Genomic DNA, 15,640 nt, shown 5'->3' on the forward strand with positions numbered 1-15,640 from the left:
ATAACATGAGGCTAATAAGCATTGTCATTTTTTGGATATTACTGGTATGCAGCAGTGTCGTAAATGCTAGCGTTAGCCGCTTATCTCCTGCAGAAGGTTTATCACAAAGTTACGTAAATACCTTGTTACTTGATAGCCAAGGCTTTTTATGGCTTTCGACAGAAGCTGGCTTAAATCGATACGATGGCTATCGAGTACTCAATGTGTCAGGTCCAGAAGGGGTACTTGAAGAAGTCGTTCTAAATCGAATCTATCAAGATTCTCAAGAAAGGGTTTGGATAGCGACGCAAAATGTGGGTTTTTTCAGCTACGACGTGAAATCAGACAGTTATAGAAATTACTTTCCAGCCCCAAAAACGGAAGAAGACTATGTCAATTTTTCAATAAACCAAATTTTAGAAAAAGATGATAACCATATTTGGTTAGGCCGTTTTGATAATGTGGCTTTAATGCAGGTTGATACGGGCGAAATTGTTGACCAGATCCAGCTGCCTGTTTTAGAACAACGCACTTTTGTTAGGGCGTTGCTTAATCATGGCGATTTTCTCTTTATTGCGACCACTGATGGTGCGTTTGTATTCCAGCATTCATCAAAACAACTTCAGAAAATAACATACATTGACGAAGTCACACATGAATATCAGTCCAATACTAAGCGACTTTATCTGAAAGATACCAACACCCTATTGTTGGGGGCGGTGAAAGGGTTATATGAAATAGATATTAGCGACCTTGAGCAAAAATTTGCAAGCGGGTCATTTGATTGGCAATACAAAACATTGTTTGCTGATATTAATGTATGGGATATCGAGCCTCAAGACGATCATTTGCTCCTAGCTACAGATAAGGGGTTAATACATTTTTGGCCAGAAACAGGGCAAAGAGTACGCGATCAAAGACTGCTAAACAGTGAGTTTACCCTTGCTGATAGCAGCATTATGGAAATAGTGCGAGATAATCACGATGGCTTATGGTTAGCAACGAAAAGTGACGGGGCGTTTTATCTTTCAGAGCAAGTTGACCGCTTTAAAAATGTCAGCAGTTTGAATACCCAAGGGTCGGGGTTTTCACATAATACCGTTTGGCGAATGGTGGAGCTTGGAGGCTATATTTGGGCTGCAACCAATGATGGCCTCACCCGTTACGACCCTGAAAAAAATGAAACACAGATATTTTTAAAAGGGTATTTAGGTGAAGATGTCTATCCTGAATTTTCAATATATACGCTTCACTTGTATGAAGATAAGTTATGGCTAGAAACAAATCGAGGCTTCTTTGTTTATGATCCAGTCAAAGGCGAAGCAACACAACTGACAGGGCGTGACGAAGAAGAAACCAAAATTCTGCAAGATAGGCTTTATGGCGTTTATGTGTCTGAAGATGGATTTGTGTACTTTATTCACGCAGAGCATGGCTTTTTTAAGTACAGTATCAATGATAAAAAGCTGCACAAACTAGAAGGGGAATTTGAACAGTTTGACCCGTTTTTGTCTTTTTCATTTTTAAAGCCTTTACCAAGCCACCCAACGCATCCGTTGTTTTTTACAGGCGGAACTTTGTACCGATTTGATCCTATCTTCAATAAATTACATGTTATTTATGCAGTACCGGACGCACATCAAGATATACCCATTATCGTGCAGTCTTACATGATAGATAAAAACAATATTCTGTGGCTGTCACTTTCGAATTACGGGTTAATCGGCCTTGACCCACAAAGCTCTGAAAGAGTGCACACCATAAATTTAGAAGAGAATAACCTTGGCACCTTGATGTACGGTATGCAAGAAGATGATGAGGGCATGATCTGGATGTCTTCTCACAAAGGGATTTGGCGTTTAGACCCTGATAACCTTCACTTGCAGCAATTTACCACAGGAGATGGTTTACTCAGTAATGAATTTAACGGTGGTGCTGCGTTAAAGTTAGCAAACGGAAATATAGCCTATGGATCGGTGAAAGGCTTCACTATGTTTGATCCAAAGGTCAATAGGCCTAAGAAAAACTTGTTAGATAGAGTGAATATTACCTCGGTTGAACTCATGTCTAGAAAGTTGACGCACAGTGGCTTAAAGGTTTTTGAGGAAATAGAATTAGCCCATGATGACATAGGCCTTGAAGTGTCTTTCTCTGCAATGAGCTTTATATACCAAGATCGCATCGTCTACGAATACCAAATTTCAGGTGGACAAAGGATCTTAACCCGAGGTAATAACCGGGTTGTATTTCCAAAGTTAAACCCAGGTAGCTACCAGTTGAAAGTGTGGGCGAAAGATCCACTTACCGGAGATTACACACCGCCGGCTTCGCTCGGCATTAAAGTGAATTACCCTATTTGGCGCTCGCCTTTGGCAATTGCAAGCTATGTCTTTATTATCACCGTTTTATTTGCTTTATGGTTACGCCGAAAGCAGCGCATTGAGCAAATTTTATTGGCGGCACACAAAGAGACGCAAAATAGTGAAATGCGTTTAAAGCTTGCACTTGAAAGTAGTGACTCAGGGGTGTGGGATTGGCAATTAGACCACCACTTAATTTACCAGCCGAGACTTACTGCTGAGCTTGGTTACAATAATGATGCTGTGACGCTAGACGAGTATTTGCAAAAAATTCACCCATTTGAGCGTAATCTATTCAGGCTCGAATGGCTTGAATTTGTGACCACCAATAAAGGCTATTTTAATTGCACTTACCGCCTGCAGCACAAAGAGGGGCATTGGCGTTGGTATAAAGACTCGGGCAAAGTAATGGCTTGGACCAATGATGTGCCAGAGCGTGTAACGGGTACTTATACCAACTTAACCAGAGAAAAGATGTTCGCTGAGCGGGCAAGGTTGTTTGGTGCTGCCTTCGAACAAGCCAGAGATTGGGTGTTTATTCTCGACAAACAGTTGCGCATCAAAGCCTGTAATGCAGCCTTACAACAAGCATTTAATATCGTTGAAGAACCCAAATCTAGTTCTGCGTTGAACTTAGGGCTGCCAATTGCAACGCGAATGCATTATCTGCGTAAAATAAGTCAGTTAAAAGTGTCAGAATATTTTGTTGGCGAAGAACGGGTTGGTCTTGCCAATGGTAAGCAGTGTCATGTGCTGATTAAAGTGACTGCAGTATCTGATGGTAATGGTGAGTTGAGCAATTATGTGGTTGGGTTGACAGACATTAGTGCCCAAAAGGAGTCAGAACGCTCCTTGCAGCAACTTGAAAGTATCAATACAGTCACACAACTTGCAGGCAAAGCCCGTTTTATTGATTGGGTTGAGCATGCAATCAGTCAAAAAGAGATTAATCAGAGCCTAGCTGTGATGGCGATACGAGTCGACAGGCTCAAGCATTTCTATGACATTTACGGTAAATCATTCTTTGAAAGCCTTATTAAACATATTGCGAAACAATTAACACTCAGTCTTGGGCAACAAGTAAACATCGCATTTGCGAATGGCCGTGAATTTATGGTGTTGTTGGAGCGATTAACTGAGCCTGCTGAGGCGACCCAATGCATTACAAAAATAAAGAAACAGTTTGAGCAAGCACAATTAATTGATGGTCATAACATTCAGCTTATGCCATTTATTGGTGTCGCAAGTTACCCTGAAGATGCAGATAACGCTGAAGAGCTATGTCAAAAAGCGCGTATGGCACTTAATCATGCAATGGATGAGAAAAGCAGAGACTATCAATTCTTTACGCGAGCCATGCAAACCCGTGCAGAGCGAATTTTTGCGATTGAGCAAAGCTTGATGGCTTCCCTGAAAGAAGGAAACTTCATAAATCAGTATCAGCCAATCTTGAATTACCAAACCCGGCAAGTAGAGGGGCTCGAAGTTTCATTAAAATGGCCATCATTAGATGATTACTCTCAAGACGATGTGAATGATGTGGCTAAGCAAATTGGTGCCAGTCATCGACTTTTATTACATGCCTTGAGTGCTGGCCTTATCGAGTTAAAACAATGGCACTTACATCACCCGAATCTTTATTTAGCAGTTAACTTAACGGCAGCAGATTTGGTGCAAAGTGACCTGTTAAGTCGCATTGCGAATGTTATCTCGCGCTGTAATATTGGCGCTGAACACGTGGTGATTGAGATCACTGAAGCACAGACGGTGGTGAATTCAGAGCAAACCCTAAATTTGATGACCCAGCTCAAGTCGATTGGCTGCCAAATCCATATAAATGGCTTTGGCTCTGAGTTTGCATCATTGGCCTCAATGCAAAGTCTGCCAGTCGATGCTTTCAAGATAGCGCCTGCACTAATTAATCAAAAAGAAGGTGATCAAGCCGTGATTGCTCACGCCGTTATTAGCGTTGCAAATCTGCTTGAAAAGCGTTGTATTGCTGAAGGTGTAGTGAACGCTGGGCAGATTAATAAACTCAGAGAAATAGGCTGTGATATTTTCCAAGGCCCAATCTATGGCGATGCCGTTACAGGTGATTATGTGTCAAACATGCTAGATAAAGCTTGGTATGTATTTACACCAGAGGCTTCTTCAGAGGTAAAGGTTTAAGGCCGAAAGCAGTTTATCTAAATAATAGATATTTTTTGATTGAATATCGCTGTGGCCTTAAAGCTTGTGGCCACAGTGTCTGCAATATTGGCTATGCACCCGTTTGCTGGTCATCACCTTTATTGCTTGATTAGCTTCTGCTGCGCTTAAGCCCAATTCGACTCTCAGAGCCTCAAGATGCGCACGTTCTTCTTCATCGACATGACCGTCTATTAAACTGTGTAACACCGCTTCATGAAAGACTTCACGGCGCTTACGTAGCTGCTCTGCAAAGCTCGATGCTAGTAGGCCGGTTGGTATTGCAACCATACCCATACTTAACATAGTAATGACCCCACCAAAAAAGCGTCCTAGTGGTGTAATTGGCACCACATCACCGTAACCAACTGTGGTCAGGGTAGCCATTGCCCACCACATGGCTTCAGGTATTGAGCCAAACTTATCGGGTTGAACATCGTGCTCAATAAGATAAATACCGCATGACGCCATGATAAGCACCACAGACATAATAAAAAAGGCTGCCATTAAACTGCTGGCTTCTTCTTTAAATGCCGCCAGTAATAACTGCATGGCTTTAGAATAACGGGTGAGTTTGAATATTCTTAATAATCGAATGACGCGCAAGAACCTTAAATCAAAGGTGAAGAACATCATCAGTAGAGTAGGAGCAATAGCCAATAAATCAATTATCGCAAGCGGCGTCAGAGCATATTTAAAACGCTTTTTAAGGTTTGAGCCTTTAACTTGTTTGTATTCGATTTTATCGACACAAGACCATAACCTTGCTAGGTACTCCATTGTAAATATGGCGACAGAGCCAATCTCTATAACAAGAAAAACAGTGTGATAAGCCTGAGCAAGTGACGCGACTGACTCTAAAACAATGGCGATAACATTAACCATGATTAAACAGATCAAAAATACATCGAGTATGTGACCTGCTTTTTGGTGACGGCCGCTACTTTCAAGTAATTCTGCAACTTTTTGTCTGGTTGTTAGCATAATTTATTGTTGTGATTCATCTAACTTCAAAACCATATTAATGGTTCCCTCTTCAAAGTCACGAGTTACTTTAAAGCCTAGGCGCTTAGAAAGCTCAATCATGCCGGTATTTTCTGGCAGAGTAATGCCTTCAACAACGCCCACACCTTGGCTTCGGCAATACTCTATGGCTGCATTCATAAGCAGTTTTCCTAGTCCTAGGCCTTGGCTTCCTGAGCGAACGACAACCGCAAATTCCGCAGAAAGGTTATCAGGGTCCATTAATACCCGAGATACACCCAACGTGCGATAAGCGCTTTTATGCGGGGCAGAGACAATAAACGCCATTTCTCGGTCGTAATCAATTTGCGTCATTTTAGCCAATTGCTCATGGTTGAACTCAGGCAATTCACCAAAGAAGCGTTTGTATCTGTCTTCTTTGGTTAGCGACTGATCAAATTCTTGGTGGGCGCGCTCATCTTCAGGGCGTATTGGTCGTAAAACAGCTGCTTGGCCGTCTTTTAAGGTGACCTTCTGCTCCCACTCTTTCGGATAAGGTTTAATGGCTAAACGTTTACGATTAGCTTTGGCCTGATATGGGCGAAGTTGTATCGCGGCGTCTAGCACTAAAAATTGTCCTTCACTGGCAAGCACAGGGTTTAGCTCTAAATTATAAATATCAGGTTGATCAACCAATAATTGCGAAATACGCGTCAGTAGGGCACATAGTCGATATTTATCGACCTTATCGGGTAAGGTGCGCTCTTTTAGTACGCCTTTATCTTGCGCTGCGGCGATTAAATATTTTGCCAAGTTCATATTAAGTGGAGGGAGGGCTACCGCTGCTTGAGAGAACTCAAGACCTGTACCCGCTTCACCTAATAATATGACAGGACCAAAGCCTGGCTCGGTTTTGATGGCAATACGCAGCTCTTGTGCACCCGCTCTTGGCGCCATACGTTGCAATGAAAAGCCTTCAATAATGGCATCTGGGTAGGCTTCTTTAATACGTAGTAAGATGGCAAAGGCATTTTGTTCGACTTCATTGCCATCATTTAAATTCAGTACCACGCCACCCACTTCAGACTTTGAAGGAATAGACGGACTGATAAGCTTTAACGCCACAGGAAAGCCAAGTCGCTCAGCTTGCTCTTTTGCTTCGCTTGGTGTGAGCGCAATTTCAGTTTGAATACACTCAATTGAATAGTGTGACAAAACTCTACGAGCAAGGTGCGTTGATAAGTGGGTATGGCCTTCAGCGATAAATTCAGCAATCTCATGCTTTGCCGCTTGGCTATTGATTAATAGGTCGCTACTGATCGACTCAGGCGTTTGCGTTAAGTGCTTTTGGTTACGGCGATAGCTCACTAAGTGCATAAATGCGCCAACAGCGCCTTCGGGTGTGCGGTAGGTTGGAATTGAATGTTCGGCACACACATAGCGCGCTTCATATGCTGCATACTCTCCCATGAAGACGGTCATTACATAGGGGCGAGCCATTTTTGGAATTTTTTCTAAGGCGTTGGCAATGATCTCAGCATACTCTTCGCTCGGTGCAAGCGCTGAAGGGGTGTGGATGATCAGTAAGTTTTTCACCTCAGGCGCTTTAAGCAATATCTCTAGCGCTTGTTGGTAGCGTTTTGGTGATGAGTCACCAAATAAATCGACGGGGTTATAGATTTTCTCAGCCTGAGGAATGACTTTATTCAATGCCTCACGAGTTTGCTCACTCAGCTCTGCCAGTTTTCCTGAGCCTTGTAAAAGTGTATCAACGGCCATAATGCCCGGGCCGCCACCATTAGTGAGAATGGTCAACTGTTCTACTTGTAACAGTTTAGGGTGAAGTGCCAAGGTTTGAGTGGCAGCAAAAAGCTCACGTAAATCATTTACCCTTAGCATACCCGCACGTTGGAACATGGCGTCGTACACCGCGTCGTCACTGCTTTGGCCGCCAGTATGAATATACGCTGCTTCTGCGCCAGCGCGGGTGCGGCCTGTTTTAATTACCAGCACAGGTTTACTGAATGCAGCGGCTCGCGCGGCAGAAATAAAACGGCGAACGTCATCAATGTTATCGATATACAGTAATATCGCGCGAGTTTTCGCGTCACGGCCTAAAAAGTCCAATAACTCATCAAAGTCGATATCAATACAATCGCCGACAGAAATAAAGTATGAAAAGCCAATACGCTTATTCTGCGCCCAATCTAGAATCGTTGAGCATACTGCAGCCGATTGTGAAATAAACGCCAATTTGCCGGGCTCAGCCACGGTATGAGAGAAACTCGCATTTAAACCTAAGTGAGGAATGAGTAAGCCCAAGCAGTTGGGTCCAAGTAGTGTCACGCCTGCTTCTTTTGCAGTCTGCTTAAGGACTCTCTTTTGCGCTTGGTTTGCACCTGAAGCAATAATAATCGCATGTTGGCAACCAAGCTCACCGAGTTCGATGATGATTTGCTCTAAGGTATTTTTGTTGGTACAGATAACAGCAAGATCAGGCGTTTGCGGCAGCGCTTTAATGTTGCTGTAGGCAAGCACACCATGCACCGCTTTATGCTTTGGAGAAACCGGCATAATCGGCCCTTTAAAGCCACCTTGCAGTAAGTTGCGCATAACCACAAAGCCTGCACGCCCCGCATTATTTGACGCACCAATGACTGCAACTGACTTAGGATTAAAAAACTGGCTGATCCGCTTAACACTCATCTTCTGCTCCTTACCAAACATTTTTTATAACTTTAACACGTAACAGAGCACAGAAAAGTTGATTTAAGTTAGCGTTGTCACTAAATAACTGACTTTATACCAAAGTCTTATTTTGGAGAGGTCACTGCTTCTTCGGTAACCACTTCTCCATAGCAGCATCAAAAGCTTTTTCAATTTTATCTTTATCGCACTTATAAGGTAGGCTTTGCCAAGTGGTTGGCAGGCTAGAATCGATAGAACGGTTGTTTGGATCTATTTGGTTTTCTTTATAGCAATACGCGCCTTTTTTGAATTCTTTATAGGTTGGTCCTTCATAAACCATTTTTGGCATGTCTTTATTTTCGCGTGCTTCTTTGTGTGTTTTTGGGGTTGAGATACGGCCATTGCCAAAACGGTCAACCGATTGAGCTGTGTTAGTTGATTGTGGCGACGAGAAATAGTCATGCTCACCTGAGCGGATATTATCGAGCGCTTTGAACGGATCTATTCTCGGTTTTTCTAAATTATTTTTGTTTGTGTCATACACTTTAATTGCTTCTGTCGCTTGTTGCGTTTCTATTATTTCTGTTTGCACGGCAGGGGGTTGTGAAGTGACTTGTGCTTGCTCAGATGCCATGTTTTCATTAGCTTGTTCGGCTTGTTCGGCTTGTTCGGCTTGTTCGGCTTGTTCGGCTTGTTCGGCTTGTTCGGCTTGTTCGGCTTGTTCGGGCACTACTTTAGCTTCAAATTCTACCTTAGTTTCAGGTTCTTCTATTACTAGGTAAGTTTTCATCGTAGGCTGTGGTTTTGGTGAAATTGGCAGCACAAATTGCTTGTGTAAGAAATACACAATAGCAACATGTAAAAATACCGACACTAGCAGTGATTTTTGCCAACCTTTTAACACACCAAAGCTCTCCCTAATCTAGATACGGGTTTGAACCTATTCGGTTTAATTAGTTCATTTATCAGGTAAAAATTGTCATAAATTAGATAAGTATATTTTTAGAAAAAAGATAAATCCAAAACGCAAATGGCAGCGTAAACGTTATTCATTATCATTTATTAATTAATCTTTTTAAAATTGTATATGGAGTGAATGTGAAATTTTCGTTGTCTCTTATCGCGCTTTCTTTGGTTGCTCATCAAACAATGGCACAAGATCCTCAGTCTGATATTGAAAAAATCGAAGTCAGTGGAAAATACTTAGCGTCGGATGTATCTAATTCAGTTAAAACACCCACGCCTATTATAGATGTACCGCAGAGCTTATCAGTATTAACGGCTGAGCAGTTGTCTCAACGTGGTATTTCAAACATTGGGCAAATTATTGATTATTTACCGGGCGTAAATACTACGCAAGGTGAAGGGCACCGTGATGCCATTGTATTTCGGGGCGTTCGTTCTACTGCTGACTTTTATATCGATGGTCATAGGGATGATGTGCAATATTACCGCTCTCTTTACAATGTTGAGCAAGTCGAAGTACTAAGAGGGCCGAATGCACTATTGTTTGGTCGTGGTGGTACGGGCGGTATTTTAAACCGTGTCAGCAAAAAAGCGCAGTTGTCAGATAGTTTTGCTGGTTACAATTTGTCTTTAGATAGTTTTGGTGGCACGAGCACGCATCTAGACGTTAACCAGTCGGTGTCTGATGAAATGGCATTTAGAGTCAATACCATGTTTGAAACACTTGAGAACCATAGAGATTTCTACGACGGTGAGCGCGTCGGCATTAACCCAACTGCGCGGTTTGTGCTCTCTGATACGACGACTCTAGATACCTCTTTTGAGTATATTGATCATGAACGTTTTATTGATCGTGGTATTCCAACCAATTCTGAGGGGCGTCCGGCAGAGGAGTTATTGGATATTGTGATTGCCGATCCTCAGAATAATTATCACACAACGAAAGGGCGTACATTCAATACGGCATTAGAGCATTATTTTAGCGATTCATTGAAAGCCAATGTCAGTGTATTTTATGGCTCTTATGACAAGGTATACGCAAACTTTTATGCTACAGGCTATGACGCAAGTGAAAATAAAGTTCAGCTAGATGGTTATCTTGATGAAACCACACGTGAAAACTTAATTATTACCAGTAATTTGGTAAATGAGTTCACAGCGGGTGGGTTTGAACACACTTTGATTGTCGGTGGCGAATATATTGAGACCGAATCAGATCAATACCGTTTTAATCCTGTATGGAGTAGTAATCAAAGTGATAAAGAGTGGTTTAGTGTCGCACGTCCACTTAATCTCGATGGTTTTGTTGGTGTGAACGCCGATGGTCAAGCTGTCTCGACGAGCTTCTCAGAAGACTTAAACGACGATACCCGTGTCGATTTAGAAGTCACTTCTTTCTATGTTCAAGATCAAATCGCGATTAATGCGCATTTTGATCTAGTGCTTGGTGCCCGTTACGACCGTTTTGACATTGCTGTTGTGAATATGAAAAGTGCCACCAATGAACAAAGAACCCGTGTCGATACAGAGGTATCACCGCGTTTAGGTGCAATTTATAAGCCTGCTGAAAATGTCTCTTTTTACTGGAGTTACAGCGAATCATTTATGCCACGTAGCGGCGAGCAGTATACTGACATTAATGGTGACAAAGATAAACTCAAGCCAGATACGTTCGAAAACAACGAAATTGGTTTGAAGTGGGATTTAGACAGTGGTTTAAGTCTCACAACGGCATTTTTTAGAAATACCCAAAGCTCTCCGCAACCCGCTGATGATGACCCTGCAACGCTCGATGTTGTTGACTCAGATATTGAAGGTTTTGAGATCCAGTTATCAGGGCAGATCACTGAAGGCTTATCTATCTCTACCAACTATGGTAACTTGAAAGGCGAAGTAGTCAATCGAGATGGGTTAACAGATCTAACGCCACGCGAGTTACCAAAACATAAAGCGTCACTTTGGGCGCAATATCAGGTCACAGAGCAGTTAGATGTGGGGGTTGGCGCTATGTATCAGGGAAGAACTTATATGAATACCTCTAACAGCGCATTTTTGCCTAGCTACACCCGTTATGATATGTACGCAAATTATCAATTAAGTCATGACTATAAGTTACAGCTTAAGCTAGAGAATTTGACAGATAAAGTTTATTTCCCAAACTCTCATTCAACCCATCAGGCATCAGTAGGCCAGCCATTTAATGCGAAGCTTACTTTCTCAGGCCGTTTTTAATTAACGTTATTTATGACAAAAAAGAGGCCTAGGCCTCTTTTCTTGTTTTAATGGTCTCGATAGCTAAAGTCATCTTCACCAAGGTGTTTGCGTAATTGGCGTTGCTCTAAATAATCGTCGAGCTTTCTTTTGACTTGTCGCTTGTGCGAGTTTTGGCTGTTGCGATGATGTTCTTTAGCATAGTCATGATCAAAGTCATCATCAAAAGCGTCATAAGAAAAAGTTTTACCCACAATGCTCTCCAAAAATAGGTAAATAAAGAGTTGTCTGAATGTCTCGGCGCAAGGGTTTGGCCTTGACGTTTTCAATTGACTATTTACCGTGAAATCTTATTTTTGAAAAATGACTTATTTTTATCGTGAAGTTAAAAAGTTTTATCAGTTTTCTTTGATACTTGCTTGTACCTATTATCTTTTCATTTATGTTACATTTTATAAACTTCGGATAGACCTAATTAAATAGTAAAAGCTTTTAAGGAAATAAAGGTGAAAAAAATAATTGGAACTAGCATTTTTGCAACTCTAGTAGCTCTTTTTGTGCTTTTGAGCAGTCAAGAAGCGGTACTCTCGGAACAAGTCGATGTACTTCAAGCTAATAATAACAAAGCAACAGATATAGAAGAACTCCCCAAGCAGGCTAATTTAGACACCAAAAAAGTTTATAAATATTTACCTTTTCCTGCCAACGCACCTAATGAAGAGGAATGTCTAAATGTTCATGTAGAGAAGAACCTACTAACGGAAAAGTTTACATCTAATTTAGAAAAGTCAGCATATGATTCAATGAAACAGGGAAATGATATCAATCATATTGCTGATGCTATTTGGGATGCATATGGTTGGCAAAAAGCGCAAGAGTGGTATTACAATGCTCGTGTTATGCAGACGTTGCATGCTAAGCAAGATGTATTTAAAAAGCTTGATGGCAGTGACAACCTTATCCGTCGATTAGCTCATACCGAGCAGGCTAATGAGTTACCAAGCTTTGAGCATGAGCTCGCAATGATTTGGTCAAACTATCAGGTTAAGGAACTTGAAAAAGCGATTGTGGATGGAGAAAGTGATGAAATAATTTTTGGGTTATTGAGCCAAAAACTTTCTTCCGTCCCTCATGCTATTTTAAATGACCCTTTTGTTAGCCCTTTCACAAGCCTTGCAATCGGTTTAGTTAAAGCGAGACGTTACAATTTGTCCGCAAAAGTGTTGACTGAATACCCTAACTTAGCTCTAAGACAAGGTAAGTATGAGTCAAGGCTTCAAGTTTCTATTTTGAAAGAGCTCGGCATCACAGAAGTTTTGAAATCTGAGGAATTAAGTGACGTTACCGCGCTGATAGAAGCCTCTAATATTTTACAAGACACAATTTATTACCCGCATATAGACCTCAGATTTTTCAATAATGAAGTTGTCAAAGACACGTTAGTAAACCTAAAAAATAAAGGTTTTAACGTTCATTACATTCATACAAATGAGTTAAAACCGGAGCGTATTAACCTAAATCTAAACTTGCCGGAGCAAACACTTCCTGCCGATAGCCAAGCTAAGCTTGATTTGTGTAAAGAGAAAAGGGGTTGGTGGAGGAGTCGACAATTTAAACATCAGGCGCTTGATATGTTCGAGTCTTCAGCATTTATCAAACAATTAACGTCTTCTCCTGAATACCAGTATTGTCAGGCTATGAAAAATAGCAATGAGGGCATTGAACTTTTATTAAAAAATAAAGAACTAAAAGCAGTTTCTATAATAAAAAGTTACATAAGAGAGAATAATATCTCTAGTCTTGATGCTGTTTCATTGGAGGATTTTGCAGAAAAAGAGGTGTCACAATTAGACAGAGATGTTTTAGTTTTACTTTTGTCTGAGCAATACCTAGGTGCAAATAAATATTCACAAAAGGAAGTGTTAGATAAATTCAAGGTTGTGAATTTGACCTTATCAAATCAGCATTTATACATTTTACCCATCTTTATTAAAAATGGTGGTGCGGTTACTTTGTGGCTTGATGAAGTAACGCCTTCACAAGAAGAAGTGACTCTCCTATTAAACGCGCTTGCAGAAGATGCCGATTTTGAAAAGTTCTCCCTAGTAAAGAGTAAATTTTCGGAAAATGTAAATGATACGGCTGAATTAGATCATTTTTATTTCTTCCTAAAAGAGTTTAGTAGCTTTTCTTTCTCATTTGGTGGCAATGCTGCATCACGTCAAAATCAAGATTTTGTGGCGTATTTTCAGCAAAACGGGTATCGAGTAGAAGACCATCATAGACGTGTGATGTTTAAACATAAAGAAAGCAACGCCGAAGATTATCAATTTTTAGTAAGTGCATTTCCAGATTTAGAGATATCAACAGTACCTGAATATTTTGAGGTGAATTGTCTTTAAATAATTAAAAAGCCTAGGAGCGGTGAGGTCCTAGGCTTTGTTGAATTTAATCTGAGCAAACTAGTTGTGCTTTAATTGTTTCTAATAAAAAAATCTCTCTCTGAATCGACAGACCTTTCTTTTCGCTTTGGGCCAAAGTTTGCTTGTTATGGGCAATTGCTTCATCAATATTGACCCAAACAGGGCGCATACCATTCGCCACTTCGTAGTGTTCCATCTGTGGTTTATCAAACTCTCCGCAGATCTCACATTCATAACAATCAGACACGATGTGCACATAGTCGAAATCGTCTTTGTACCAAGCACGAACTTCTTCAAATCGACCAAATTCAGAGCATTGGGTAATACTTTTAACGCCGGTTTCTTCTTGTAATTCACGAAGTAATGCAGCTTCAATGGCCTCGTTTTTGTCAACGCCACCACCGGGCAGCGTGTAATCGTCATAACGCTCTGTGAAGAGTAATAGAATGTTGTTGCCGTTTAAAACAATGGCGCGTGCGGTATGACGAGTGAAAATTGAACCTTCGGGTTTGGTAGGGGGTGTATTGAGTAACTGCATTGAAAAACTGACCTATAAAATTCCGGCTGTCAGTATAACGACTAGAATGTGTGATTACAGCTTTTGAGGCAATATTTGAAAATAACAAAAGGGCTCAGAAAGAGCCCTTAAAATAATCTAACTCGGGTTAAAAATTAAAAAGGCGCAGGGTAGCGGCTGAATATGTCAGCTACGTCATTTAATGCTTCTTCAGAAAGAGACATATCAAATGCGGCTATGTTCTCTTTTAATTGACTCATATTGGTTGCGCCAATAATGGTTGAGGTCACGCCTTTGACTTGGTCGCACCATGCAAGGGCCAATTGTGCGGGCGTCATATTCAGTTTTTTCGCTAAAGCCACGTATTCGGCAGTGGCAAGGCCAGCTTGTTCAGTGTCCCTGAATAAACCTTGGCGCTGAACCAGTGTCCAGCGACTGCCCTCTGGACGAGCACCATTTAAGTATTTACCGGTTAGCATGCCAGCGGCTAGCGGTGACCAAGGTAAATAAGCAATGTCTTCATGCCAGCAGTTTTCAATTAAATATGGCCAGTCTTTGGCATGCAATAAGCTGAATTCGTTTTGAATTGATACAGGCTTTACTAAATTATGCTGCTCAGCAAGGCGCAAATACGTGTTTATGCCCCATGTGGTGTCGTCAGATAAACCCCAATGACGGATTTTTCCAGCTTTAATACTCTTTGTTAATGCTTCAAGAATGGCTTCCATACTGGCGATTTCAGCTTGCGTATCGACATCTACAAAGTTATGACCATTAGGTTTGTGCTGTGCAAAATGCGGAGATTGACGGTTAGGCCAGTGCAGTTGGTAAAGGTCAATGTAATCGGTATTTAACCTTGCTAGTGAATCATCAATGGCTTTATAAATGGCTCCGGGTGTAATAGGCCCGCCATTTCTAACCCAGCTTAAGCCCGGGCCTGCAATTTTGGTGGCAATCACCACCTGTTCTCGCTTTTCTTTATGACGTGCAAGCCAGTTACCAATAATGGTCTCAGTTTTGCCATAAGTTTCTGGTGAAGGCGGAACTGCATACATCTCAGCGGTATCAATAAAGTTGATCCCTTGACTGAGGGCGTAATTGATTTGTTCATCGGCATCATGCTGATTGTTTTGCAAGCCCCATGTCATACTACCAAGACAAATACGAGAAACATCGATTTGACTGCTGCCTAAACGACTAAATTGCATGTGCGCTCCTTGAGTTAATTGCTCAGAGTGTTTTAAAAACTGAGACATTACTTTTTATTAAGTAGTTAGTGTAGTTGATCTTAAAGCGCAGTAACAGTTGCAATAAAAGCAGAAGTTGCGCCATAATGACTGTGTTTA

Annotated in this window: 9 protein-coding genes; 3 read left to right on the forward strand and 6 right to left on the reverse strand. The window is 41.3% G+C overall.

The features are described 5' to 3' along the window. The first annotated feature begins 5 nt into the window (after positions 1 to 5). Complete coding sequence (locus tag AC1HJP_RS06965) at positions 6 to 4,508, forward strand: EAL domain-containing protein (RefSeq protein ID WP_480361188.1); 4,503 nt, start codon at positions 6 to 8, stop codon at positions 4,506 to 4,508. A gap of 57 nt (positions 4,509 to 4,565) precedes the next feature. Here the strand turns inward: AC1HJP_RS06965 and AC1HJP_RS06970 are convergent, their stop codons facing one another. The 3 genes from AC1HJP_RS06970 to AC1HJP_RS06980 all read right to left on the reverse strand — a co-directional run bounded on the left by AC1HJP_RS06970 (position 4,566) and on the right by AC1HJP_RS06980 (position 9,081). Continuing rightward, positions 4,566 to 5,510, reverse strand: coding sequence for an ion transporter (locus tag AC1HJP_RS06970; RefSeq protein WP_480361189.1), 945 nt, complete (start codon positions 5,508 to 5,510; stop codon positions 4,566 to 4,568). A gap of 3 nt (positions 5,511 to 5,513) precedes the next feature. Next, the gene (locus tag AC1HJP_RS06975; RefSeq protein WP_480361190.1) at positions 5,514 to 8,195 is read right to left on the reverse strand and encodes a bifunctional acetate--CoA ligase family protein/GNAT family N-acetyltransferase; all 2,682 of its coding nucleotides are present in this window, start codon (positions 8,193 to 8,195) and stop codon (positions 5,514 to 5,516) included. 121 nt (positions 8,196 to 8,316) lie between these two features. Then, the gene (locus AC1HJP_RS06980; RefSeq protein WP_480361191.1) at positions 8,317 to 9,081 is read right to left on the reverse strand and encodes a hypothetical protein; all 765 of its coding nucleotides are present in this window, start codon (positions 9,079 to 9,081) and stop codon (positions 8,317 to 8,319) included. Positions 9,082 to 9,275: 194 nt separating this feature from the next. On the opposite strand from AC1HJP_RS06980, the gene AC1HJP_RS06985 reads away from it, so the two are divergent. Continuing rightward, complete coding sequence (locus AC1HJP_RS06985; RefSeq protein WP_480361192.1) at positions 9,276 to 11,375, forward strand: TonB-dependent receptor; 2,100 nt, start codon at positions 9,276 to 9,278, stop codon at positions 11,373 to 11,375. Between the two features lie 47 nt (positions 11,376 to 11,422). Here AC1HJP_RS06985 and AC1HJP_RS06990 read toward each other — a convergent pair whose 3' ends face one another. Next, a complete protein-coding gene (locus AC1HJP_RS06990) occupies positions 11,423 to 11,608 on the reverse strand; it encodes a PA3496 family putative envelope integrity protein (protein WP_480361193.1) in 186 nt (61 codons plus the stop codon). Positions 11,609 to 11,860: 252 nt separating this feature from the next. On the opposite strand from AC1HJP_RS06990, the gene AC1HJP_RS06995 reads away from it, so the two are divergent. Further along, entirely contained in the window at positions 11,861 to 13,756 is a 1,896-nt protein-coding gene (locus tag AC1HJP_RS06995; RefSeq protein ID WP_480361194.1) for a hypothetical protein, read from the forward strand. A 46-nt stretch (positions 13,757 to 13,802) separates the two neighbouring features. Here AC1HJP_RS06995 and AC1HJP_RS07000 read toward each other — a convergent pair whose 3' ends face one another. Further along, complete coding sequence (locus AC1HJP_RS07000) at positions 13,803 to 14,315, reverse strand: NUDIX hydrolase (protein WP_480361195.1); 513 nt, start codon at positions 14,313 to 14,315, stop codon at positions 13,803 to 13,805. Between the two features lie 134 nt (positions 14,316 to 14,449). Continuing rightward, a complete protein-coding gene (locus AC1HJP_RS07005) occupies positions 14,450 to 15,502 on the reverse strand; it encodes an aldo/keto reductase (protein ID WP_480361196.1) in 1,053 nt (350 codons plus the stop codon). Between the last annotated feature and the right edge of the window lie 138 nt (positions 15,503 to 15,640).

Source organism: Pseudoalteromonas sp. NFXS53, from assembly GCF_056629255.1.

Excerpts from the sequence above, each read along its gene's own strand:
- AC1HJP_RS06965 (WP_480361188.1), top strand. The coding sequence starts at position 6 with ATGAGGCTAATAAGCATTGTCATTTTTTGGATATTACTGGTATGCAGC.
- AC1HJP_RS06970 (WP_480361189.1), bottom strand. The coding sequence starts at position 5,510 with ATGCTAACAACCAGACAAAAAGTTGCAGAATTACTTGAAAGTAGCGGC.
- AC1HJP_RS06975 (WP_480361190.1), bottom strand. The coding sequence starts at position 8,195 with ATGAGTGTTAAGCGGATCAGCCAGTTTTTTAATCCTAAGTCAGTTGCA.
- AC1HJP_RS07000 (WP_480361195.1), bottom strand. The coding sequence starts at position 14,315 with ATGCAGTTACTCAATACACCCCCTACCAAACCCGAAGGTTCAATTTTC.
- AC1HJP_RS07005 (WP_480361196.1), bottom strand. The coding sequence starts at position 15,502 with ATGCAATTTAGTCGTTTAGGCAGCAGTCAAATCGATGTTTCTCGTATT.